23 protein-coding genes and 1 other annotated feature are annotated in these 23,377 nt (G+C 30.4%); of the genes, 15 read left to right on the top strand and 8 right to left on the bottom strand.

Going from position 1 to position 23,377, the window contains the following annotated elements; genetic code table 11:
- The first annotated feature begins 10 nt into the window (after positions 1-10).
- From KPL55_RS21880 to pgmB, 5 genes are read left to right on the top strand one after another with little or no spacing between them, the layout of a single operon-like run.
- The gene (locus KPL55_RS21880; RefSeq protein ID WP_216308883.1) at positions 11-1,021 is read left to right on the top strand and encodes a LacI family DNA-binding transcriptional regulator; all 1,011 of its coding nucleotides are present in this window, start codon (positions 11-13) and stop codon (positions 1,019-1,021) included.
- 32 nt (positions 1,022-1,053) lie between these two features.
- Positions 1,054-2,298, top strand: coding sequence for an ABC transporter substrate-binding protein (locus KPL55_RS21875; RefSeq protein WP_216308882.1), 1,245 nt, complete (start codon positions 1,054-1,056; stop codon positions 2,296-2,298).
- Positions 2,299-2,351: 53 nt separating this feature from the next.
- Entirely contained in the window at positions 2,352-3,308 is a 957-nt protein-coding gene (locus tag KPL55_RS21870; protein ID WP_216308881.1) for a carbohydrate ABC transporter permease, read from the top strand.
- 12 nt (positions 3,309-3,320) lie between these two features.
- On the top strand, positions 3,321-4,148 hold the full coding sequence (locus tag KPL55_RS21865; RefSeq protein ID WP_216308880.1) for a carbohydrate ABC transporter permease: 828 nt from the start codon (positions 3,321-3,323) through the stop codon (positions 4,146-4,148).
- 31 nt (positions 4,149-4,179) lie between these two features.
- Positions 4,180-4,827 (top strand): beta-phosphoglucomutase, encoded by a 648-nt coding sequence (pgmB, locus tag KPL55_RS21860; protein WP_216308879.1) that lies wholly within the window; start codon positions 4,180-4,182, stop codon positions 4,825-4,827.
- 40 nt (positions 4,828-4,867) lie between these two features.
- Here pgmB and KPL55_RS21855 read toward each other — a convergent pair whose 3' ends face one another.
- A complete protein-coding gene (locus tag KPL55_RS21855; RefSeq protein ID WP_216308878.1) occupies positions 4,868-5,443 on the bottom strand; it encodes a 4Fe-4S binding protein in 576 nt (191 codons plus the stop codon).
- A 312-nt stretch (positions 5,444-5,755) separates the two neighbouring features.
- Here KPL55_RS21855 and KPL55_RS21850 point away from each other — a divergent pair, with 312 nt between their 5' ends.
- The gene (locus tag KPL55_RS21850) at positions 5,756-6,136 is read left to right on the top strand and encodes a hypothetical protein (RefSeq protein WP_216308877.1); all 381 of its coding nucleotides are present in this window, start codon (positions 5,756-5,758) and stop codon (positions 6,134-6,136) included.
- 103 nt (positions 6,137-6,239) lie between these two features.
- On the opposite strand, the gene KPL55_RS21845 is transcribed toward KPL55_RS21850, so the two are convergent.
- The 3 genes from KPL55_RS21845 to KPL55_RS21835 form a co-directional block, all read right to left on the bottom strand.
- Positions 6,240-7,553 carry a DUF7852 domain-containing protein gene (locus tag KPL55_RS21845; RefSeq protein ID WP_216308876.1) on the bottom strand — a complete coding sequence of 438 codons (1,314 nt, stop codon included), beginning with the start codon at positions 7,551-7,553 and terminating at the stop codon, positions 6,240-6,242.
- Between the two features lie 209 nt (positions 7,554-7,762).
- Entirely contained in the window at positions 7,763-8,542 is a 780-nt protein-coding gene (locus KPL55_RS21840; protein ID WP_216308875.1) for a CsxC family protein, read from the bottom strand.
- A gap of 195 nt (positions 8,543-8,737) precedes the next feature.
- On the bottom strand, positions 8,738-9,541 hold the full coding sequence (locus KPL55_RS21835; RefSeq protein WP_216308874.1) for a CsxC family protein: 804 nt from the start codon (positions 9,539-9,541) through the stop codon (positions 8,738-8,740).
- A gap of 283 nt (positions 9,542-9,824) precedes the next feature.
- Here KPL55_RS21835 and KPL55_RS21830 point away from each other — a divergent pair, with 283 nt between their 5' ends.
- Both KPL55_RS21830 and clpA read left to right on the top strand, forming a co-directional pair.
- The gene (locus KPL55_RS21830; RefSeq protein WP_216308873.1) at positions 9,825-10,142 is read left to right on the top strand and encodes an ATP-dependent Clp protease adaptor ClpS; all 318 of its coding nucleotides are present in this window, start codon (positions 9,825-9,827) and stop codon (positions 10,140-10,142) included.
- A 2-nt stretch (positions 10,143-10,144) separates the two neighbouring features.
- On the top strand, positions 10,145-12,481 hold the full coding sequence (gene clpA / locus KPL55_RS21825) for an ATP-dependent Clp protease ATP-binding subunit ClpA (protein ID WP_216308872.1): 2,337 nt from the start codon (positions 10,145-10,147) through the stop codon (positions 12,479-12,481).
- Positions 12,482-12,517: 36 nt separating this feature from the next.
- On the opposite strand, the gene KPL55_RS21820 is transcribed toward clpA, so the two are convergent.
- The 3 genes from KPL55_RS21820 to KPL55_RS21810 all read right to left on the bottom strand — a co-directional run bounded on the left by KPL55_RS21820 (position 12,518) and on the right by KPL55_RS21810 (position 14,757).
- Positions 12,518-13,276 (bottom strand): flagellar motor protein MotB, encoded by a 759-nt coding sequence (locus KPL55_RS21820; RefSeq protein WP_246599734.1) that lies wholly within the window; start codon positions 13,274-13,276, stop codon positions 12,518-12,520.
- Positions 13,276-14,064: a flagellar motor protein gene (locus KPL55_RS21815; RefSeq protein WP_216308871.1), complete on the bottom strand. Its 789-nt coding sequence runs from the start codon at positions 14,062-14,064 to the stop codon at positions 13,276-13,278. Before KPL55_RS21815 ends, KPL55_RS21820 begins: the two co-directional genes overlap by 1 nt.
- Before the next feature lie 324 nt (positions 14,065-14,388).
- Positions 14,389-14,757 (bottom strand): VOC family protein, encoded by a 369-nt coding sequence (locus KPL55_RS21810; RefSeq protein ID WP_216308870.1) that lies wholly within the window; start codon positions 14,755-14,757, stop codon positions 14,389-14,391.
- A 120-nt stretch (positions 14,758-14,877) separates the two neighbouring features.
- On the opposite strand from KPL55_RS21810, the gene KPL55_RS21805 reads away from it, so the two are divergent.
- The 6 genes from KPL55_RS21805 (at position 14,878) to KPL55_RS21780 (ending at position 20,533) form a co-directional block, all read left to right on the top strand.
- Positions 14,878-15,624 carry an MBL fold metallo-hydrolase gene (locus KPL55_RS21805; protein WP_216308869.1) on the top strand — a complete coding sequence of 249 codons (747 nt, stop codon included), beginning with the start codon at positions 14,878-14,880 and terminating at the stop codon, positions 15,622-15,624.
- Positions 15,625-15,882: 258 nt separating this feature from the next.
- A complete protein-coding gene (locus KPL55_RS21800) occupies positions 15,883-16,746 on the top strand; it encodes a YitT family protein (RefSeq protein ID WP_216308868.1) in 864 nt (287 codons plus the stop codon).
- An 82-nt stretch (positions 16,747-16,828) separates the two neighbouring features.
- The gene (locus tag KPL55_RS21795; RefSeq protein ID WP_216308867.1) at positions 16,829-17,179 is read left to right on the top strand and encodes a hypothetical protein; all 351 of its coding nucleotides are present in this window, start codon (positions 16,829-16,831) and stop codon (positions 17,177-17,179) included.
- 134 nt (positions 17,180-17,313) lie between these two features.
- On the top strand, positions 17,314-17,565 hold the full coding sequence (locus tag KPL55_RS21790) for a hypothetical protein (protein ID WP_216308866.1): 252 nt from the start codon (positions 17,314-17,316) through the stop codon (positions 17,563-17,565).
- A 219-nt stretch (positions 17,566-17,784) separates the two neighbouring features.
- Positions 17,785-18,054 (top strand) — a binding site (T-box leader).
- A gap of 65 nt (positions 18,055-18,119) precedes the next feature.
- Positions 18,120-19,511 (top strand): asparagine--tRNA ligase, encoded by a 1,392-nt coding sequence (gene asnS / locus KPL55_RS21785; protein WP_216308865.1) that lies wholly within the window; start codon positions 18,120-18,122, stop codon positions 19,509-19,511.
- Positions 19,512-19,681: 170 nt separating this feature from the next.
- Complete coding sequence (locus KPL55_RS21780) at positions 19,682-20,533, top strand: YitT family protein (protein WP_216308864.1); 852 nt, start codon at positions 19,682-19,684, stop codon at positions 20,531-20,533.
- A 297-nt stretch (positions 20,534-20,830) separates the two neighbouring features.
- On the opposite strand, the gene fdxA is transcribed toward KPL55_RS21780, so the two are convergent.
- Positions 20,831-21,001: a 4Fe-4S ferredoxin gene (gene fdxA / locus KPL55_RS21775; RefSeq protein ID WP_165414303.1), complete on the bottom strand. Its 171-nt coding sequence runs from the start codon at positions 20,999-21,001 to the stop codon at positions 20,831-20,833.
- 523 nt (positions 21,002-21,524) lie between these two features.
- Between fdxA and KPL55_RS21770 the strand changes: the two genes are divergently transcribed.
- Positions 21,525-23,141 carry a response regulator gene (locus tag KPL55_RS21770; protein WP_216308863.1) on the top strand — a complete coding sequence of 539 codons (1,617 nt, stop codon included), beginning with the start codon at positions 21,525-21,527 and terminating at the stop codon, positions 23,139-23,141.
- The last annotated feature ends 236 nt before the right edge of the window (positions 23,142-23,377 follow it).

Here is a 23,377-nt window from a genome sequence, read left to right as displayed (position 1 = left end):
GGAAAACAAAATGGAGAAAAAAAATATTACTATAAAAGATGTTGCAAAACAAGCAGGTGTATCTATAAGTACAGTATCCAGAGCATTTAATAATTATGCTGACATAAGTGATGTTACTAGAAAAAATATTTTAGAAATTGCAGAAGGTTTAGGATATAGGCCTAATATAGTTGCTAGAAGTTTAAGTGGAGAAAAAAACTACAGATTAGCACTCTTGGTGGAAGATTACAATGAAAGTGATTATATAATATATGAGATGTTCATGGCCTTTAAGTCGGTGGTTTCAGATTATGGATATGAAACCATAATACTTTCCACAACCTCTGATATGCAAAAGGGTCAGAGTCTTGAAAAGTTATTTAAGGAAAAACAGTTAGATGGAGCATTAATATTAGGACTCAAGATGACAGATGATTATTTTAGGCAATTAGAAAGTATGACTTATCCATGTGTTTTACATGACGTATATATAAAAAATCGTAGAGTAGGATGCGTTGGTGTTGATAATATAAAAGGATCAATACTTGCTGTAGAACATCTTTTAGACCAAGGTCACACAAAAATTGCTTTTATAAATGGGCATAAAGATGCACTAGTTAGTTATGAAAGATTAGATGGGTATTACTTGGCATTAAGTAGAAAAGGTATCAAAATTGAAGAAGAGCTTATAGTTAGTGGAGGGTTCTCATATGAAGGTGGAAAAGCTGCAGCAGAACAGCTTATTGGAAATCACGGAGATATAACAGCAATATATTGTGCCAGTGACTTAATGGCACTTGGAGCGATGGAAGGTTTAAAGAATAAGGGCTATGATATACCAAATGATATATCTATAGTAGGATTTGATGATATTAACTTATGCAATTTTGTCACACCAAAACTTACAACAATTAGACAAGATAGAGAGAAAATAGGCAAATCTGCAGGTAATTTAATTTTAAGTATAATTTCTGAACAGTATTTAGGGAGAATAATTATAGAACCTGAGTTAATTGAAAGAGAATCTTCAATTAAAATATAATTAAATTGCAATAATTAAGGGGGAGAATTTTAATGAAAAGAAATCGTATAATTGCATTGGTGTGTACAGTAGCAATAATAACTACATTATTTGTAGGTTGTGGTAGTAAGAATACTGCTAAGGTGGATGGTAAAACTGAAACGGAGGCTTCAGCAAAACCAGTTACTATAACGGTTGAAGTATGGGGGTCATCAGACACAGAAACAAAGCTTATTGATGATCAAATAGCTTCATTTAATGAACTAAATAAGAGTAAAAAAATTACACTTAAAAAAGAAGTTGCAACAGGGGATTATAACCAAGTTATGCAGACTAAAATAGCAGCTAAGACAGAACCAGATTTATTCTTTTTAGATGTATCACTAGTACCATCTTATGTTGAAAAAGGTGCAGTTGCACCAATAGACGAGTATTTGGATAAAGAAGATTTAAAAGATTTTTATCCAAACCTATTATCGGGATTTCAAGTGGGTGGTAAAACGTATGGTCTACCAAAAGATTTTAATTCATTAGCACTTTTCTATAATAAGAAGATGTTTGTTGATGCTGGAGTTACACCTCCAACTACATGGGCAGAATTAGAAGCAGTTTCTAAAAAATTAACAAAGGGAAAAGTGAAAGCACTAGCATTACCAGATGACTCAGCAAGATTTTCATCCTTCATGTTCCAGGCGGGTGGAAAAGTTGTTGATGGAGAAAAAATGGTATTTAATTCACCAGAAGCAATAAAAGGATTTGAATTTTACTATTCGTTTATAAAAAATGGATATGCAGCATCACCTGCGGATTTAGGCGACGGATGGGCTGGTGAGTCATTAGCTAAGGGGAATGCAGCTATGGTAGTAGAGGGCGGATGGTTGATACCCTTCATGAAAGATACAGCTCCAGATCTTGATTATGGAATTGTTGAACTTCCAAAAGGTGAAAAACAAGGTAATATGGTATTTACAGTTGCATACGCAATGAGCAAAAATACAAAAAAACCAAAACAAGCAGCTGAGGCTATTAAGTTCTTAACAGGTAAAGAGTCACAGAAAATGGTAGCAGATTCTGGTCTTGCAATACCAACTAGAAGTTCAATGTCAACTGTTTATGCAGAAAAATTTCCGCAAAGAAAAGCATTAGTAGATGGTACAGTATATGCAACTCCATATTCTTATGGTAAGAATTTTTCTAAAATAAATATTGAACTTCAAAAGGCAGGAGAAAGATATCGACTTAAGAAGAACCCAGATGGTAAATCTGCATTAGATGAAGCAATAAAAGCAGCTAAATAATACTAGAATAGGAGGCATGATTTCATGCTTCCTATTTTAAAAGGAGGGAAAATATGTTGACTGTAAAAACACCCACCGAAAATAAGGATTCAAAAGAAAAGAAAGTTCCAAAGAAATTCATAACAAAAAAGACTAGAGAGAAATTAGATGGCTGGTTATTTGTAGCACCTTTTGCTATTTCTGCAATAGTCTTCTTTATAGGACCGTTAATAGCGGCGTTTATATTAAGTTTTAAGGAGTATGGACTATTAGACCAAACATCGTTTTTAGGTGCAAAAAGTGTTGGCTTTGATAATTATATAAGAGTATTCAACGATGAGGTATTTGGGAAAGCACTAACAAATACTTTTACTTACTCTTTATGCGTTGTACCACTACAGTTAGTTATAGCATTATTACTTGCAATGGTAGTGGATTCTAAGATTAAGGCAAAGGCTTTTTTTAGAGCAGCTTACTATATACCAACGCTAACATCAGCTGTTGCGGTGTCACTTATATTTCTATTTATATTTAAGGTTGATGGAGTTCTTAATAACTTTCTTAATATATTTGGGATAGCCCCAAGAAATTGGTTTACAGAGCCTAAATTTGCATTGGCAGCTATAGTACTTATGGCAGTTTGGTCATCAGTTGGAATGTATATGATAATATTTTTATCAGGGCTTCAAGAAATTCCACAAACATTATATGAAGCGGCAGAAATAGATGGAGCTAGCAAGCTTCAAAGGTTCTTTAAAATAACATTACCTTTAATTAAACCAACTATTTTCTTTAACTTAGTAGTATCTGTTATAGGAACGCTGCAGATGTTTGACCAAGCATATATAATTTCTAAGGGGGTTGGTGGACCCTTAAACAGTACTATGACTATGGTTTTATATTTATACAATAAAGCATTTAAAGAAGGCGAAATGGGTTATGCATCAGCCATAGCGTTTGTGATTTTCGCAATACTATTTACATTGACAATAATACAAAAAAGATTATTTAAAGAAGAAGAAGCAAATTAGGGAGGGAGAGCTATGAAAAAATTAAAAAAAATATCACCACTTAGAATATTGTTTTATTTAATACTAATATCATATGCTGCTATAACTATTGGGCCATTCCTATGGAGTTTTATAGTTTCACTTAAGCCCTCTTCAGAGGTTGGCAAATCCACTATCGATTTTAGCACATTGTCCTTTAAAAATTATAAATATATATTAAGCAATTTTCCTTTTTCAAGGTGGATGTTTAATAGTATTGTAGTTGGATTAATTTGTACTATTGGAAATCTAATATTTAATTCAATGGCTGGATATGCTCTAGCAAGAATTAATTTTCCAGGAAAGAAAGCTCTGTTTTTAGGTATCCTCGGAATGATGATGATACCTGGGCAAGTAATTATGGTGCCAATGTATATGCTTTTAAGTAAACTGGGATGGATTAATACCTACAAAGGCCTTACAATTCCATTCTTAACTAGTATGTTTGGTATATTTTTAATGAGGCAATTTTTCCTTAGTATACCTAAGTCGTTAGAAGAAGCCGCATCTATAGATGGACTAGGAAGATTTGGAATCTTTTTTAGAATAATATTGCCTACATCAACCACAGCATTAACCACACAATTTATACTGATGTTTACAGGTAGCTGGAATGCTTTCTTGTGGCCAAGTTTATTAACAGCATCAGAATCAATGTATACACTCCCAGTTGGGCTAAACTCCTTCTATGGTCAACATTATTCATTGTGGGATCAGGTTTTAGCCGGAGCGATGTTACTGTCAGTACCTATGATAATAGTATTTTTGATATTTCAGAAGAATTTTATTAAAGGTATCGCTGCCACAGGTAGTAAGGAATAAAAAATATAATAATTGATGGAGGCTAAGTAGTATGAGTAAAACAAAAGCATGCTTATTTGATTTGGATGGGGTAGTAGTAGATACAGCAAAATATCATTACTTAGCATGGAAGAGACTTGCAAACAGCTTGGGTTTCGATTTTACGCATAAGGATAATGAAAGACTAAAGGGTGTAAGTAGAATGCAATCTTTAGAAATACTATTATCTATAGGAAAGATTAAACCAAGTGATGAGGAAAAATCAAAGATGGCAGAAGAAAAAAATAATTGGTATGTGGAATATATATCAAAATTAGATGAGAATGAAATATTGCCAGGGGTTAAAGATTTCTTAATAGAATTAAGGCGCAATGGAATAAAAATTGCACTAGGGTCAGCATCAAAAAACTCCATGCTAATATTAAATAATCTAAACTTAACTTCATATTTTGATGCCATAATAGATGGGAATAAGGTTTCAAAAGCAAAACCTGATCCTGAAGTGTTTTTGCTAGGAGCATATGAATTAAAGGTTCATCCATCAGAATGTGTTGTATTTGAAGATGCGCAAGCTGGAATAGACGCAGCAAAAGCTGCAAATATGAAGGTAATTGGAATAGGACAAAAAGATGTGCTATTAAATGCTGATAAGGTCTTTGAAGGGTTAAGCAATGCTGATATGGATATAATTGAATTTTAATCTAGAAGCTAAAAAATAAGCAAGCTATCCTGCTTATTTTTTAGCTTTTACAAGCATTTTTTGTACATACTTTTAAACATTCATTACAACCCTTAATTGTATTTGGAATGCAACGGTAAACATGGAAAGTATTATTCTCGAATGCTTTTCCAGGGCAGGCATTAATACATTTATCACAGTTTGTGCAATGATTTGTATCTTTTGTAATAAAAGATGGTTTAAGCGGTGCATTTGTAAAGGTGGCTGCAAAAAGAATTCCAGCGCCATAATCATTATTCACAATAATTCCATTTCTACCCCACACGCCAAGTCCAGCAGAAACTGCAAGCGGCCGAAAATCACCGTATACTGACATAATGCTTTTATGCTGCGTGGTATAGCCTTCGGATTTAAGAATCTTAGATGTTATATTTTGGACATGTTTACTTATGCTATATTCTTTTTTTAGTAGTTTTGATATATTGAGTGGCTCTTTAAGAAACCATTTATCAGTAAATGGAAATCCGAATATAATTACTGGGTCCAATACTCTTATTTTTGTATAACCTACCAATATGGCACCTTGAGCTAATGCTCTTTTAGTTATATAATCAGATAAATCATTTTGATTTTCCATAAAAGTTCCTCCTATTTATGATTGCTTTTAACTATATTTCTACATTAGTTTTTACATACTTCATATGAATATACGTTTTTTCTTTTTACAAAACAAAACATACGAATACATGAATAATTATTCAGTAGTATGCATATAAAAACTAATATAGCAGATGACATTTCAGATACATATTTGATGAAAATGGCTTGAATAGACACTTTTAAATCTTCAAAGAATTTTTAATACACCTATTGACTTATGCATTTAAATACAATACAATGTATATATAGAATTAAATGATTTATTCTATTAATTCAGGAGGTAATATAAATGTCAAATATTCAATTATTTCAATCAAAACAAGAATTAGTAGGTTTTATTTCAGAATATCTTATTAAACATGAGGATACTATAGCAATTATTAAAAAGGATTTAAGAAAAGATGTAATTAAGTCATTATTAGTAAATGAAGATTTTAATGTATTTAAAGACCTTTCTGATATAGATGAAAATGTATTATTTTTAATTAAGACTGGTGATAAGAAACAAAACAATTTAAGTCTTAAAATCTGTGATGCACATAATCAAAAGACTAAAGCTTTTAAAATGGTGGATATTGATAATATATTACTTGTAGATGGTGTAATAACTGATGATGAAGTTGGAAGTATTACTTATTATAAAGAAATTACTAAAATGAGATTGCAATAAAATAGCTATTAAAGGCTTAAAAATACAAATTAAAAAATAATTCAACACATTGAAATGATAAAAACCCCAATATATATTGGGGTTTTTATCATTTCAGAGAATTTTATTTAGAATTTTTTCTGTAATTAATAGTTATATCTTGTTTTTGAAGTAATGTTAAAGAAAGATTTATTATTATATTTTCTTTTATAGTATGAAAATGAGTTTCTAAAGGGAAATCTTTACTAAAAGGTTTTCTATCAACAAGAGTATATGTTTCATAAATTTTAGATTGTTCTATCTCACAATTTATTGGTTGAACATCGCAATTGATATATTCATTAAAGTCTTTATTAATATCTAAACAATTTGATGACATATAAATGGGTATATAATTTAGAGATTTCACTTTAGAGAAAACTGGGGAAGCTTTATAATGGATTAAAGTAGTACATTTAAAAGGAATATAAATTATAACACATTCAGTATCTAAATTAATTATGTTATCATGCATAGATTTTGCTATAGAAAAATCTAATTTGTTTCTAACAAAACCCTCTAAAAAAAGTTTACCATTTAAGGAAGGAAAAATATCATCTTTTTCATACATAGGTAGTAACCTACTATTAGTTAAGTATATGTCTTTTTTTATTTTTTTTATATCTAATGCAGAGTTTTTTAATCTAAATGTCGATTCAATGGGAATGTCTATATTTTTTTCTGCTATTATGATGGATACTGTTGATATTAAGTTTTCACAGTGATTGGTATTTATATTTTCAGATATTTCATAAATAGTGTTATCAGTAGTAGTATTAATTTCATCTTTTTTCTTGATACATTTTGTATCATCTCTAATAATTACTTCGGGAATAGGAAGTATGTATTTTGTATTAAGTTTATCTTTTGTAATATTTTTAGCACTTGAATTATTTTGGATTACATTGTTTTTATGCCCAATAATCATTGAGTCATTTTTAAATGGTTTATTAATACTTTCATTACTATTTGATTGTTGCAAGAGTTTTAAAATAATAAGAAGTTTTGCCATACTTAATTTATCACAGATAGGAAGAATAATTTCTGAATCATCTATAATAGTTATTTCTTCAATAGGAAGAATAGTTTCTGAATCATCCACAATAGTTATTTGTTCAATAGGAAGAATAGTCTCTGAATCATCCACAATAGTTATTTGTTCAATAGGAAAAATAGTTTCTGAATCATCTATAATAGTTACTTCTTGCAAGGGAAGTATAAATTCTGTGTTTACTTTATCTTTCGGATTTAAATTATTCGGATTTTTATGTTTAACATTTTTTGAATTTTTTTTAGATGTTTTATTTATATTTATAATACAATTTGGTTGTTGTAACATATTCAAAATGATAAGCGACTTTATCAGGCTTAATTTGTCACGGTTATTGTCTGGTTTCATTGAGACTGCTCCTTTATTATAAGGTTTTGGTATATGAAATAAAATAGACTAGCATACTTATTAGTTATTTTATTTCAGATGCCTTATGTATTTAAACATCATCAAATATGTGATATAAATTATATTGACTATATATAAATAACCGTTTTTCTAAAGAATAGTATTTTTTAGAAAAACGGTTATAATAACTAGATGTCTATATTACATATTTACTCGTCGTCATCGCAACTACGACGAACAACTGGGATATTTACCTGCTGCAATTGTAATACTTTAACTCTAATATATACAACCATTTTTTCAATTACTTTATTATAGAGCTGTACATTCGAATTAGTTTTATGGTATAAAGGATCTGTATTAATATCGTCTTCAAAAATCCTTACTCCCTCTAATTCACAGTATGGGTTTTCAGTAAAAGTTATATTATCTTCAAAAGATTGTTCACATCCTGATTTTCCCATAATAGTTCCTGTGCAGTCATGACACCCGCAACTACTTAATAAATCTATTTCAGTTTGGGCTCCGCGAACATTAACTACTGGTGGTACTGCATATACAACTTCTGTTACAGTTGTAAATGGGACATCTATTGTTGTATGAGCTATTCTGCCACTTATAACTTCTTTTTCTACACAGTCAGCGGTAGCATATTCTATATTTTTTCTTACGAATCCACTTATAAATAATTTTCCGGATAGGAGAGTGCCGTCAGCAGCAATTCTACCGGATCTTGGAAGCAATTTACATTGAGTTAAATATACATTTTTCTTTATTCTTTTAATTTCAAAGAATGGTTCGTTTAATTTAAATATAGCTTCAACATCTATTTGAATCTCTCTTTCGCCAAGGACTACAGGGATTTTCGCTACTAGAGGGCCATTAATACCAACTGGTATAATAGTAGTTCCACTACTTAAAGGTAATGTTTGTGAGCTAATGATTTTACCACAATTATCGCAAGGGTATACAACTTGATTCTTTTCCAAAGGTAATTCCTCCTTATTTTGAGGTCTTATGACCTTCTACATAATATGAGGGAAATACAGAAAGTGTTACTTTAATAATCATTGTATATAATACATACTATATAAAGTAGGTTGATTAAATATAAATAGCCATTCTTCTAAAGAATAATGTATTCTTTAGAAGAATGGCTATATCTAAATGACTATAGTTAAATTTTACTCGTGAAAATCGGAATACTGAGGTTTAGAGCAAATGGATTTATCTGGAATAGAATATGGTATATTTACTTGTTGTAATTGTAATACTTTAATTCTTACGTATAAAACCATTTTTTCAATTATTTTATTGTAAAGTTGTATATTTGACTTATTAGTACATTTAATAGGATCTGAATTAATATCGTCTTCAATAATTCTTACCCCTTCGAGCTCACAGTATGGGCTTTCAGTAAAAGTTATACTATCTTCAAAATATTGTTCACATCCTGATTTTCCAATAAGAGTTCCGGTGCAATCTTGACAACCACAACTACTTAACAAATCTATTTCAGTTTGAACTCCTCGAGCATTAACTACTGGGGGCACAGCATATTGAATTTCTGATACAGCTGTAAATGGAACATCTATTGTTGTATGTGCTATTCTCCCGCTAACAATTTTATCTTCGATGCAGTCGGCGGTGGCATATTCTATATTTTTCCTTACGAATCCACTTATAAATAGTTTTCCAGAACGTAGAATGCCACATTCAATTACACCTGATCTTGGAAGCAATTTACATTGAGTTAAATATACGTTTTTCTTTATCCTTTTGATTTCAAAGAATGGTTCATTCAACTTAAACTCAGTTTCAATATCTATTTGAATCTCTGTTTCAGCGATTACAACAGGGATTTTAGCAACTAGAGGTCCACTAATACCAATTGGTATAATAGTAACTCCACTACTTAAAGGCAATGTTTTAGAACTAATGATCTCACCACAAGTATCAGAAGGGTGAGTAATTTGATTTTTTTCCATAGGTAAATCCTCCTCTTTTTCAGGTCTTATGACCTTTTACATAATATGTGGAAAGTAAAAAAAGAGTTACCTTTAATATGAATATAGTTTAAAATTTATATATGAAAGATAAAAGTAGAATAGTTGAGTTATATAAGCAGAATAGTTGAAATAATATACGTAAATGAAGTAATATATAAATAAGTAGGATATAATAGACTTTAAGTAATATGAATTAAATAAGTAAGTGGTTTTTTAAGAGGATAAAAAATAAATTTTAATGTAAACAGTGAGGTTGGTAATTATGTCAGAAAAAAGGAATTATAGCGAAGAAATTAGCATTAAAGAAAAGATAGAGACCAAAATTAATAAACCTAATAAGTACTTGGTTATTATTCATAATGATGATTATACAAGTATGGAATTTGTTGTACAGGTTTTAGTTGGAGTTTTTAAAAAGCAGGTTGTAGAAGCTACAAAAATTATGTTTGACGTGCATAAAAAAGGCAATGGCGTTGCAGGAATATATAGCTATGACGTGGGACTCACAAAAATAGATCAAGCGATGATGATGTGTGAGGAAAGCGGATTCCCGCTGAAATTAACATTAGAAAAGGAGTAATTATGCAATTAGATAATATAGTAAATGAAATTATTACGGCAGCTTATAATGAAGCTCAAATGTCAAATCATGAATATTTTACGCCAGAACATATACTTTATGCTGCTCTATTTTTTGAAGAAGGAATTGATATAGTAGAAAAAAGTGGTGGTAATATTAAAAGATTAAAAAAACAGATAACTAAATTTTTAAAGGAAAACATAGAAATTGTGGAAGATATAGAGCCAATCCAGACTATTGGAATTCAAACAATTTTATCATCAGCTGCAGATCATGTTATGCTTTCGGGTAAAGAGCTAGTTAAGATTGGTGATGTGATAGTTGCGATGTATGATGATGAGGAGAGTTTTGCTTCTTATTTTTTGAGGGAGCAGCAAATGAAGAGGAGGGATCTTCTTAATTATATAGCTCATGGTATATCTGTTGTGGACACGTATGGCTTTGATTCTGCGTTAAACAATGAGGGAAAAGAACAAGCTGAATTTACAAGCGATGACGAAGATATAGAATACATTTATGATGACGACGATGACGATAGCAATCCGATTGATGATGTTAATTTTCTAAGTAATTTTACTGTGGATTTAACTAAAAAAGCTATTAATGGCGAAATGGACCCTCTTATAGGAAGGGAAGACATTCTGCAAAGAACATTACAAGTATTATGCAGAAGGCTTAAAAACAATCCAGTGCATGTAGGAGAACCAGGGGTTGGTAAAACAGCTATTACTGAAGGCCTTGCACAATTAATTGCGGAAAATAAAGTGCCAAAGTTGTTGCAAGGAAGTAAAATATACTATTTGGATATGGGTTCTCTTCTCGCAGGTACTAAGTATAGAGGAGATTTTGAAGAACGTATTAAAAAAGTATTAAGTGAAATTAGTAAAGAGGAAAAGCCTATAGTCTATATTGATGAAATTCATACCATTGTTGGTGCAGGCGCAGTCTCGGGAGGGTCTATGGATGCTTCTAATATTTTAAAGCCATTTCTGGCAGATGGAAAGGTAAGATTCATTGGTGCAACTACCTATGATGAGTATAAGAAGCATTTTGAAAAAGATAGTGCACTTGCTCGAAGATTTCAAAAAGTTGAAGTTCCAGAGCCTTCCACTGAAGAGACTTTTGGTATTCTTATGGGACTCAAAGATAAATATGAAGAGTACCATAAGGTGACATACACAGAGGAAGCTTTAAGAACTGCTGTAGAATTATCGAGTAAGTATATTAAGGATAGATTTCTTCCGGATAAAGCTATCGATATTATGGATGAAGCAGGTGCTTATGCAAGGCTATATGCACAGGAGAATGAAGAAAACATAACTATTACTGTAGGTGCAGTAGAAAAAATAGTAGCATCTATTGCAAAAATTCCTGAGCAGAGTGTATCAAATAATGAAGTAGAGACATTAAAGAATTTAGGCATTAATTTAGAGAAACAAGTTTTTGGGCAAAACAATGCTATAAATACCTTGGTTAAGGCTATCAAGAGATCCAGAGCAGGTTTTAATGATGAGGATAAGCCTATTGCATCTCTGCTTTTTGTGGGACCTACAGGAGTAGGAAAGACAGAAGTGAGTAAGCAATTAGCGAGTAGCTTAGCTATTCCACTTATAAGATTTGATATGAGTGAATTCCAGGAAAAGCATACTGTAGCTAGACTTATTGGTGCACCACCAGGATATGTAGGGTATGAAGAGGGTGGTCTATTAATAGATGCAATGAAAAAAAATCCTTATTGTGTGCTACTTCTAGATGAAATTGAGAAAGCTCACCCAGATATATTTAATGTGTTATTACAGGTTATGGATTATGCAACTCTAACTGATAATACTGGTAAAAAGGCAGATTTTAGAAATGTAATTCTAATAATGACCTCTAACGCAGGAGCAAGGGAAGTAAGTAAAAATATAATTGGTTTTGGGGACAGAATAGGATCAGGCGGAGCAATTACTAAAGAAGTTGAACGAGTATTCTCACCTGAATTTAGAAATAGACTAGATAATATAATTTCATTTAATAAAATAGATGAAGTTATGGCTCTTCAAATAGCTAAAAAAGCAATGAAACAATTTGAAGAAAAACTTTTAACTAAAAATATAAAATTAAGTGTTACAGATAATTTATATGCTTGGCTTAGTAAAAAAGGTTTTTCGGAGGCTTACGGAGCTAGGGAAATTAATAGAGTAGTTCAACAAGAAATAAAGACTTATTTTGTAGATGAAGTATTATTCGGTGATCTTTCCACAGGTGGTAGTGCAGTAATTGATATCGTAGATGGTAAACTAAAAATTACTAAAGAAAAAATTAAAATAACTAAAAGTAAAAAAAATAAGATATAAATAAAAAGATGTTGCTAATAAATAGCAACATCTTTTTTATCTAATAACCTCTGTTTTTGAGAATTGGCTACTTAAAATGATAATATCTACGGTTCTATTTTTGGCCTTTCCAACTTGGGTAGTATTAGTAGCAATGGGTCTGTTTTCTCCATACGCTACTGATGATATTCTTTGAGGATTAATTCCGGATTGTGAAATAAGGAGTTCTGTAACATTAGTTGCGCGAATAGCAGAAAGCTGCCAGTTTGAGCTGAATTCATTATTACTAATAGGTGAACTATCCGTGTGACCTTCGATTCTTATATAGTTATTTACACTATTTAGCATCTGGCCTATACTAATTAACTTTTTAGATGAGGCAGCTAAAACATTTGCTTTACCAATATCAAAGAGCAATGTGCTATTAAGACTTACTGCAAGACCTCTTTCGTCTATTTTAGTAGATACGCTACCACTTAGACCATTTTTTTTCAAATAAGTATCAACATTTTGTTTAATATCCTTCATGTTGTTTTCTTCTAGTGTTTTACTTGCAGCAGCAACATCTGTAACTTCGGGGGTTGTCGTACTAGTAGGTACTGGACTACTTACACCAGATTGATCTCCAACAACTGATTTGCCACTACCACCCTCAAACGCTGCATTAAGTGATTGAGATAGTTGCTTATACTTTACGGCGTTTACAGAGCTAGATGCATACATAATAACAAAGAATATCATAAGTAAAGTTATTAAGTCGGAATAAGTTAAAAGCCATCTCTCATGATTAGGTTCTTTTTCTTCCTTTCTTTTCATTATGATTTTTCCTCATTGTCTATTTCATTAAACTTCTTAGCTTGTTTCTTATCTAGGAATCCCTTTAGCTTTTCAGTTAATATATTAGGATTTGCACCTTCTTGAATTAGAAGGATAGCTTCTATTATTAACCCTTTTTCTTTGGTTTCTTCGTTATTAAGATCTTTTAACCTTGATGCCATAGGAAGAAATATTAGATTTGCAGATCCAACGCCATAAAGTGTAGCAATAAATGCAACTGCAATTTTTTCGCCTAAGACAGCAGGGTCGGCAAGGTTACTCAAAACTTGTACCAGACCCATAACAGTTCCTATAACACCCATAGTAGGTGCAAATCCACCAGCTGATTCAAATATAGCACCATTTTCTTTATGTCTATCATAAGTTGATTCAAGTTCAAACTCTAATATGGATCTTACCATTTGTGGGTCTACCCCATCAACGACCAGTTGCAAACCTTTTTTAATAAAAGGGTCTAATTCATCAGTTAATTCGCCTTCAATGCTAAGCAAACCATTTTTTCTAGTTTTAAAAGATAACTGTTTAAAGTAGTTCACGATTTCTACTAAATCTTTCTCTTTTGCTGTAAATATAAGTTTAAGCATTGCTGGAATATTTTTTAATTTTTTTGGAGATGATCCAAGGCCTACTGATCCGATGGTACCTCCAAATACTATTATAGCTGCAGTTTCAGCTGCCAGCATAGCAGGGCTTCCACCTTCTAAAATAAATGCACCTATCATTGAACCAAAACTTACTATTAAAAATATTATTGGATAAATGTTCATAAAGTCCTCCTATTATTGCAAGTCATGTAATCTGAATTATATGTAATAACATGTAAAATTACTTTGATAATATTTATTTATAAAATAATATCATATAATAATAATCGAACAAATCTAATATATATTTAGTGTTTTTTTTAATATTTTATTACTATTAATAGACATGCTAATAGAAACAAGGATGATAGATGTATATTTGTAAGTATTTAATACAAATGTAAAATTAAACATACTTATTAAGGCCCATTTGGGAAATACAAATATAGTTGTATTTCCCAAATGGGCTAATGATTTTATTTTAATGAATATCAAATTACTATATTATTATTTTGTTGGAATAACTTCTGTCCAATATCCATCAGGATCCATTATAAAATATATACCCATAGGTTTGTTTTCATAACATATACATCCCATTTTTTTATGGTACGCATATGCCTCGTCAAAGTCATCTGCAACTACAGCAAGATGAAACTCATTGTCGCCTAAATTATAAGGTTCAGTTCTATCATTCATACAAGTAAGTTCTAACTTATGATTAGTGGTTTCATCGCCTAAGAATACAAGGGTAAAACTATCATCTTCTGGATGGAACCTTCTAGTTTCTGTAAAGCCTAAAGCTTTTTTATAGAATTCAACGCTTTTATCTAAATCTAATACATTTATGTTATTATGATCAAAAGAAAATTTCATTAGATACAACCACCTTTTTAAATAATTAGTATATAACATATACTATACCATGATTAGAGCTTTGTGGTAAAATAAGGTCACATACTCAATAAATATTATTTAAAGAAGGAGAGATAATTTATGGAAGAAATACAAGCAAAAATATATTATATATATCATAGTGGGTTTGCAATTAAGACTAAAAATCATTTCTTGATATTTGATTATTTTAAAGAATCTTTGGTAAATAATAAAACTCACAAGACTTATCAGAGGTCAACGATTCTGTCCCCTGAGAATATTAAAAACATGAATAATGTTTATGTTTTTTCATCTCATAGTCACGAGGATCATTTTAATTCTAGTATTTTAAATTGGGAAAATTATAACAGTGAAATACAATATATACTTAGCAGTGACATAAAAACTGAAGAAAACAAATCAAATTATAATTTCATAGAGGAGGGCGACGAAAAAACATTTAATGATGTTTATGTGAAAGCATACGGTTCAACAGACATTGGGATTTCTTTTTTAGTAAAAGTAGATGGATTAACGATTTTCCATGCTGGAGATCTTAATTGGTGGCACTGGAAAGAGGATAGTTTAGAGGAACAAAGATTAGCTGAAACCTCATTTAAGGCACACATAAATAAGTTAAAAAAAGAGAAACTTATAGATATTGCTTTTTTTCCTGTAGATCCAAGACTTGAAGAGTTTTATTCTATAGGTGGAGAATATTTTGGGAGTGTTATTCAACCAAAATTATTAATACCTATGCATTTCGGAGATGATGTTTATATTACTAAGAAATTTGTAAAGGAAATGGAGAAAATAAATATAAATGCGGTTGAAATAAATTATCCAGGGCAAGAAATAATATATTAAAAAACTTTTATATATTTGGATAAATATATTGATTTATGTCAATAATTTAAATAACCAAATAAAAGAGCATCACATACAGTATTTTTTAGTCCCCCTAAACTAATATTGTATGTGGTGCTTTTTATAATTAAATAAATTTTAAATAAATTATAATCAAAATAAAAAATAATAATGTTTATATTTACACAATGTTATATTTGTGATAACTTTATTGTTGGAAGTATAAGGTTAAATTAAGGTGGAAAGTGAGTTAAAATAATGAGACGAGAAACTAAGAATGAAAACATATTGAATTATATATACATTATTATCGGTACTACAATACTTGCAGCAGGGGTGAACATGTTTTTTGCAAAACTAAAATTAGTAACAGGTGGTGTATCTGGTCTTGCCATTGTTATAGAATATATAATGAAAAAAAATTATGGAATTAATATACCTTTGTGGTTTACTAATATTGCAGTAAATATTCCACTGCTTGCTATTGCTATTAAACTTAAGGGCAGAGAATTTGTAGGAAAATCAATATTTTCGGCAGCATATTTATCATTTGCACTGTTTTACACAAGCTTTATACCGTCTCCAGACGTGGATTATTTGCTTGCAAGTGTATTTGGTGGAGTATTTGTTGGTACAGGCTTAGGGTTTGTATTAAGAGCATCTGCTAGTACTGGTGGAACTGATCTTGCAGCAAATATCCTAAAGGTTTACCTAAATAACATTCCAATAGCTAAAATTATATTAATAATTGATTCATCAATAGTTTTAGTAGGTGCTTTTGTATTTGGAATTGAAAAGGCAATGTATGCATTAATATCAATATATATAGTTGCTAAAGTTATAGATAGTATACTCGAAGGAATAAATTTTTCAAAAGCTGTATTTATTATTTCTGATTTTTCAGAGGAAATATCAGAAGTACTAATGAAAGATTTAAATAGAGGTGTTACAGGAATACATGCTACAGGAATGTATTCAAAGGGAGAAAAACAGGTATTATTTGTAGTAGTTGGTACGAATGAAATTGTGCCACTTCAAAAAATGGTAAAGGAAGTAGATGCTAAAGCATTTATGACTGTTGCAGATGTAAGAGAGGTTTTAGGAGAAGGATTTACAGAATGATGGATAACATAATAGGCAATATTTCTAAAGTATATTTTGAAGTATTCATGCACAAACTTAACTTAGAAGGGATGTGTTATGCTTGGATGATAAATTGAATGGAAAGCCAGTTACTTTTGATCACCCAGAAAAACTTATAAAAGGAGTATCTTTAGAAGAAGGTGATGTTGAAGCAAAAACTTTTATTAATGAAGTTAATGGACAGGTAAAGGTTAACATTGTTATAGAAAATAAAAATACTGGAGAAATTGCCAAGAAAGATGAAGTTATTGGCGAAATAGTTAAAGAGGAAAATGTAGATTCAGATTCTCATTTAGGTTTAGGATTATTAGCTGCTGGGGCGATTCCTGGTGCTATGTATGGTGCAGGTACAGGAGTAGGAGTAGGTTTAGGGTTCGGTTTAGATTCAGATGTTGCGTCGCGAAAAGATTAAATAGGTAAAGTGAATGTTTTTTGAGTTTTATTAGATGGACTTATTAAATAAAAAGATTACACTATAGGCAATATTTCCAAAGTATATTTCGAAGTGTTCATGCACACACTAGATTTAGAAAGGGAGTGTTATACATGGATGATAAATTAAATGGAAAACCAGTTACGTTTGACCACCCTGAGAAACTTACACAGGGAGTATCTTTAGTAGAAGGTGATGTTGAAGCAAAAACTTTCATTAATGAAGTTGATGGACAGGTAAAGTGTAACATTGTTATTGAAAATAAGGCTACAGGAGAAATTGCTAAGAGGGATACGGTAATTGGTGAGATTGTTGAAAATGCAGATGAAGACATAGAAGAGTTTGATGGCGAAGAAGAGTTTTAAATAGCTAATACTTTTACCCTATAGGGTAGACAAAGAAAGAAGTCTACCCTATAGGGTATTTTTAATTAAGTGAATGTTGCTAACAAATGTTCTATACACAAAGAATAGTAATATATACTTTTCTATTTTTTTTTATTTGACATTTATTATTAAAAATATTATAATTTAAGTGAATATAAGTAATAAGTAGTGTATATACTAATATTTATGAAGTTAAATGTAAAGACAATGAAGAGAAGAGTAGATATAAAAGGGAGTTTAAGCGAGTTGGTGATGGTGAAAGACCAATACGAAGTTTATATTGAAGAACATCTCAGAGTCTCTAACCGAAATCTATAAGGAGAGTAGGCTTAGACGGGTCCAATCCGTTAAAAGTTGGATAGATCGAATTATAATTTGCAATACGATTTTATAATTCTGTACTAATTAAAACGGTCATATTATGGCCAAATGGGTGGCAATGCGAAATTATAGCTTTTCGTCCCTTTATTATTAAGGGGTGGAGGGCTTTTTTTATTATTTAAAAAGCAACAAATTATTAGGAGGGCAATTTTATGGAAAAATTAGTAGTGAAACAAATTTATAGAGAAAAAGAAAAATATGCGGATGGAGATGTGTCTGTATCGGGATGGATAAGGACTTTAAGATCATCTAAAGCATTTGGATTTATAGAGGTTAATGATGGAAGCTTTTTCAAAAACATTCAAGTGGTCTTCGAAGAAGATTTAGAAAATTTTGCTGAAATAGCTAAATTACCTATAAGCTCATCTTTGACTATAGAGGGGAAACTAGTTGTAACTCCAGGAGCTAAGCAACCATTTGAGATTAAAGCTACAAAAATAATAATAGAGGGAATGTCAAATACTGATTACCCATTACAAAAGAAAAGACACTCTTTTGAGTATTTAAGAACTATTGCACACTTAAGACCGAGAAGTAATGCTTTCTCAGCTGTATTTAGAGTTCGTTCACTAACTGCTTTTGCTATTCACGAGTTTTTCCAAAAGAGAGGTTTTGTGTATACACATACTCCAATAATTACTGGTAGTGATTGCGAGGGTGCTGGTGAAATGTTCAGAATATCTACCCTTGATTTAAGCGATGTTCCACTGGGCGAAGATAAGAAAGTTGATTATTCTAAGGATTTCTTTGGTAAAGAAACTAGTTTAACAGTAAGTGGTCAACTAGCAGCGGAGGCTTTTGCTTTAGCTTTTAGAAATGTATATACATTTGGTCCGACATTTAGGGCAGAAAACTCTAACACTGCAAGGCATGCGGCTGAGTTCTGGATGATAGAACCTGAAATAGCTTTTGCAGATTTAAAAGATGATATGAAACTTGCAGAAGACATGATGAAATATATAATAAAATATGTTATGGAAAATGCTCCAGAAGAGATGGAGTTTTTCAATAGCTTCGTAGACAAAGGTTTAATTGAAAGGTTAAATGGTGTTGTGAATTCAGAGTTCGGTCAGGTGACATACACTGAGGCTGTAGATATATTGCAAAAATCGGGAAAAGAATTTCAATATCCAGTAACTTGGGGATGTGATCTTCAAACTGAGCATGAAAGATATTTAACAGAAGAGGTATATAAAAAACCACTATTTGTAACTGATTATCCAAAGGAAATAAAATCATTCTATATGAGAATAAATGATGATAATAAAACAGTTGCAGCCATGGACTTACTTGTACCAGGAATAGGCGAAATTATCGGTGGAAGTCAAAGAGAAGAGCGACAAGATATTTTAGAAGCTAGAATGGAAGAGTGTGGTCTAAACAAAGAAGACTACTGGTGGTATTTAGAACTAAGAAAATACGGCGGTACTAAACATGCTGGATTTGGATTAGGATTTGAAAGAGCTATTATGTATATAACTGGTATGAGTAACATAAGAGATGTTATTCCATTTCCAAGAACAACTGGATCTGCAGAGTTTTAATTAAAAAGATTAATTTAACAAATGTTTTGCAATGGTTAAGTAGCTTCCTATAATATAAATGGGGGGCTGCTTCTATTTATGGTTTATGGATAACATTATTAATAGTAGTAATGAAAGAAGTGACTATAATATTTTTTGATTTTTAAAATTAAAATTAGGAGGAAATAAGCATGAAAATAATTGTTAAACAATATATTTTGATAACTATTGGAATAGCACTAGTAGCTTCGGGTTTTTATTTTTTCTTAGTACCAAACGATTTAGCAGTAGGCGGGGTTAGTGGTCTTGCTATGGTTATAAATTGGTACATTCCAGGTCTGACAATTGGTGCTATAATGCTTGTATTAAATGTTATTCTATTCGTTGTAGGATTCATATTTATAGGATCTAATTTTGGAGTTAAAACAATTTATGCTAGTTTTGGATTATCCGGTATGATATGGGCACTCGAAAAAGGTTTTCCTATGAGTGGTAGTATAACAAATGATTTATTTCTAGAATTAATATTTGGAATATTAATCGGTGGGGTAGGAATGGGAATGGTATTTAACCAGAATGCATCCACTGGAGGAACTGATATAATAGCAAAAATACTTAATAAGTATTTTCATATAGATATAGGTAAAGCTTTGCTTTTAGCAGATTTTTTCGTTACGGTCTTAGCGGCAATAGCATTTGGACCAAGAATTGGTATGTATGCGTTACTTGGTGTTATTATAAATGGATTTACTATAGATGCAGTTATTGCAGGGCTAAACAATTGTAAAAAAGTTGAGGTTGTAAGTTCAAGAGGCGAAGATATTAAAAAATTTATTATTGAGAATCTTAATAGAGGCGCAACTTTATATATAGCTAAAGGTGCATATACTAATGATGATAAAGAAATTATAACAACTGTTGTAGGTAAAAAACAGTTTATAAAATTAAAAAATTATATAAAAGAAATTGATAACAAGGCATTTATAATAACTTATAATGTGCATGAAACTCTTGGGGAAGGGTTCAAGGATCTAAATGAATAAAAAAAGTATATATTACTAGTAATGCTATCATTTCGCTAAGAACTACTAATTATATTTTTAATTAATCTGCTAAAAAATATAATAAGAAGTTCTAAAGCTTATTCTAATGCATTATACGTAATATATACTTTTTTTGCGTATAGGAACATTTTCTTAGAAAAAATGGTGTGTTGGGAATAGATTAAAAAATATCCTGTATTGTTATGACCTTCTCCAATTTATAATATAATAAAAAAAACAAGCTACTGACAAAAGTCAGTAGCTTGTTTTTTTAAAAAATGATTATGTTATTTTTAACTAAGCTTCAACTGGAGCGCCTGTAGGACAAACACCTGCACAAGCTCCGCAATCTATACAAGTATCAGCATCTATAACAAATAATGAATCTCCTTGGCTTATTGCGTTAACTGGACATTCAGGTTCACAAGCTCCACAGCTTACACATGCATCAGTAATTTTATATGACATAATAACCAACCTCCTTTTCAACTAATTTACTACATAATATCATAATTAGAGTAATAAATAAAGGGTTTTTTACAAATAGAAAACATTAATACTATGGTAAATTTAGTACATTATTTTAAAATACAAAACAAAGAACCATAGACTTTTAATCTATAGCAAATTACGGAAAATTCATAATTATTTGAATAATTTAAATTTCGATTAGTTATGCTAAATATTAAATGAACTGATCTAAATTAAATAATAGTTACAGCTAAAACTAAATTTAAATCAGTTCATTTAATGTTATGGTAGTTAGTAACCTTTAGCTGTATCTATATGAAAGATGAGCTCATCCATTTAGCTGTGAGTTAGTAACTATTGATGATATTATGTGTAGGAATATAATATTATATTCAATATAATATAAAAAAATAAATGGATTATTTAGATCTCTACACATATTCTAAGCTCTATGGTATTATTAGAAAATGGAACATATATATATTGAAAATGAATCGTTTCAATAAATAGGGGGATTACTATGTATAAGGTTGTCTTTATCGATGATGAACTGATGGTAAGAAAGAATATAATTAAAAAAATAGAATGGGAAAAGTACGGCTTTTGTATTGTTGGGGAAGCTGATAATGGTAGAGATGCTTTAGATGTAATCGATTTTACGAATCCAGATGTGATTATTACAGATATAGATATGCCATTTATGGATGGTCTAGAGATGGCAAAGATAGTAACTGAAAAGTATCCGATGATAAAAATAGTCATTCTATCTGGTTTCGATGAGTTTAAATATGCACAGCAAGCCATAGAACTTAATGTAACTGAATATGTATTAAAACCCATTTCAGCTGATGGAATAATTAAGATATTAATGAAAATTAAAGCAATAATTGATGGAGAAATTTTTAATAAAGAAAATATAGATGTATTAAGGCGACATTATATAGAAAGTTTACCAGTGCTTAAAGGTAATTTTCTTAGTACCCTTGTGGTTGGTAAGCAACGAAAAGAAGACATATTAAATAAAGCGAACTATTACAATATAGACCTAAAGGGTGATACATTTGCATGTGCGGTAGTTAGTATTGATAAAAATGTGTTTAATGAAAAAAAACTTAGTGAGGAAGAGGAAGAGTTAAACCGATATGGAGTATTAAATATAATGGAGGAAGTGGTCTGTAAACACTCTTTAGGAATTGTATTCTCTCATGATAATCATATTGTGTGTATTATAGTGGATAATGAAAAAAGTAAAGAATGTATGATTAGTAAAATATTTAGGGTTCTTGAAGAAGTACGGCAAGCTATAGAAAAATATATGAAATTTACAGTTACTATTGGAATAGGAGGTTTATGTACAAGCATTAAAAATATAGATGGGTCCTTTTATGGAGGGTTATCTGCCTTAGAGTATAGATTTGTTACTGGAAATAATAAATTAATATATATTGATGATTTAGAACCAGAGAAAACTAAAAATATTATATTTGATGATAACAAAGAACATATACTTCTATCAAGTATTAAATTTGGAACCGAAGAAGATGTGTACAATGCCATTAAAATTTTATTTGAAGATATTACAGAGGTGAAGGTCTCATTTAGTGATTACCAAATCTATATTTTAGAGGTTCTTGCTGCAATTACTAGGATGTCAAAAGATCTTACATTGGATTTTTCATCAATTCTTGACCCAAATTATAATATTTTTGTTGAAATGTTTAAATTTAATACAAATGTAGAAGTTAAAGAATGGTTTGAGAAGATATGTATAAAAATTATGAATTCTATCGGAAGAAAAAGGAAGAATTCCGGAAAAATAATTGTAGATAAAGCTTTAGAATATGTAAGAGAAAATTATGCTGATAGTGATTTATCTTTAAATAAGGTTAGTAGCTTTATTCATATAAGTCCTAATTATTTTGGAAATATATTTAAAACTGAAACTGGCGAAACTTTTGCAAATTACCTATTGAGAATTAGAATGGAAATTGCCAAGGACATTTTATGTTCTACAAATTATAAAAATCTTCAAATAGCTGAAAAAGTAGGGATTTCTGATCAGTACTATTTTAGCCACTGTTTTAAAAAATATTTTAAAAGTTCACCTAAAGAAGTTAGAAATAGTTTTAATAAGTAAGGAGATGCTGTGCTTGAATTTAAAAATAAAAAAATATATTTTTAGGCTGGTTAGAATATTTAGAAGTACTTTTCGAGTGAGCAGTTTACAATCGATTATTACAATTTCTTTTAGTTTACTTATAGTGTTAAACGTCAAATTATAACTAAGTGAAACGTCATTTTATTTCTATTATTAGTAGGTAATCTACGTCAGATTATCTCTGCAAAATCACTTTATAAATAAGGAAAAAGCAT

Source organism: Clostridium lacusfryxellense (genome assembly GCF_018861735.1).
Taxonomy (GTDB): domain Bacteria; phylum Bacillota; class Clostridia; order Clostridiales; family Clostridiaceae; genus Clostridium_AD; species Clostridium_AD lacusfryxellense.
This window is presented reverse-complemented; position numbering and strand designations above follow the sequence as displayed.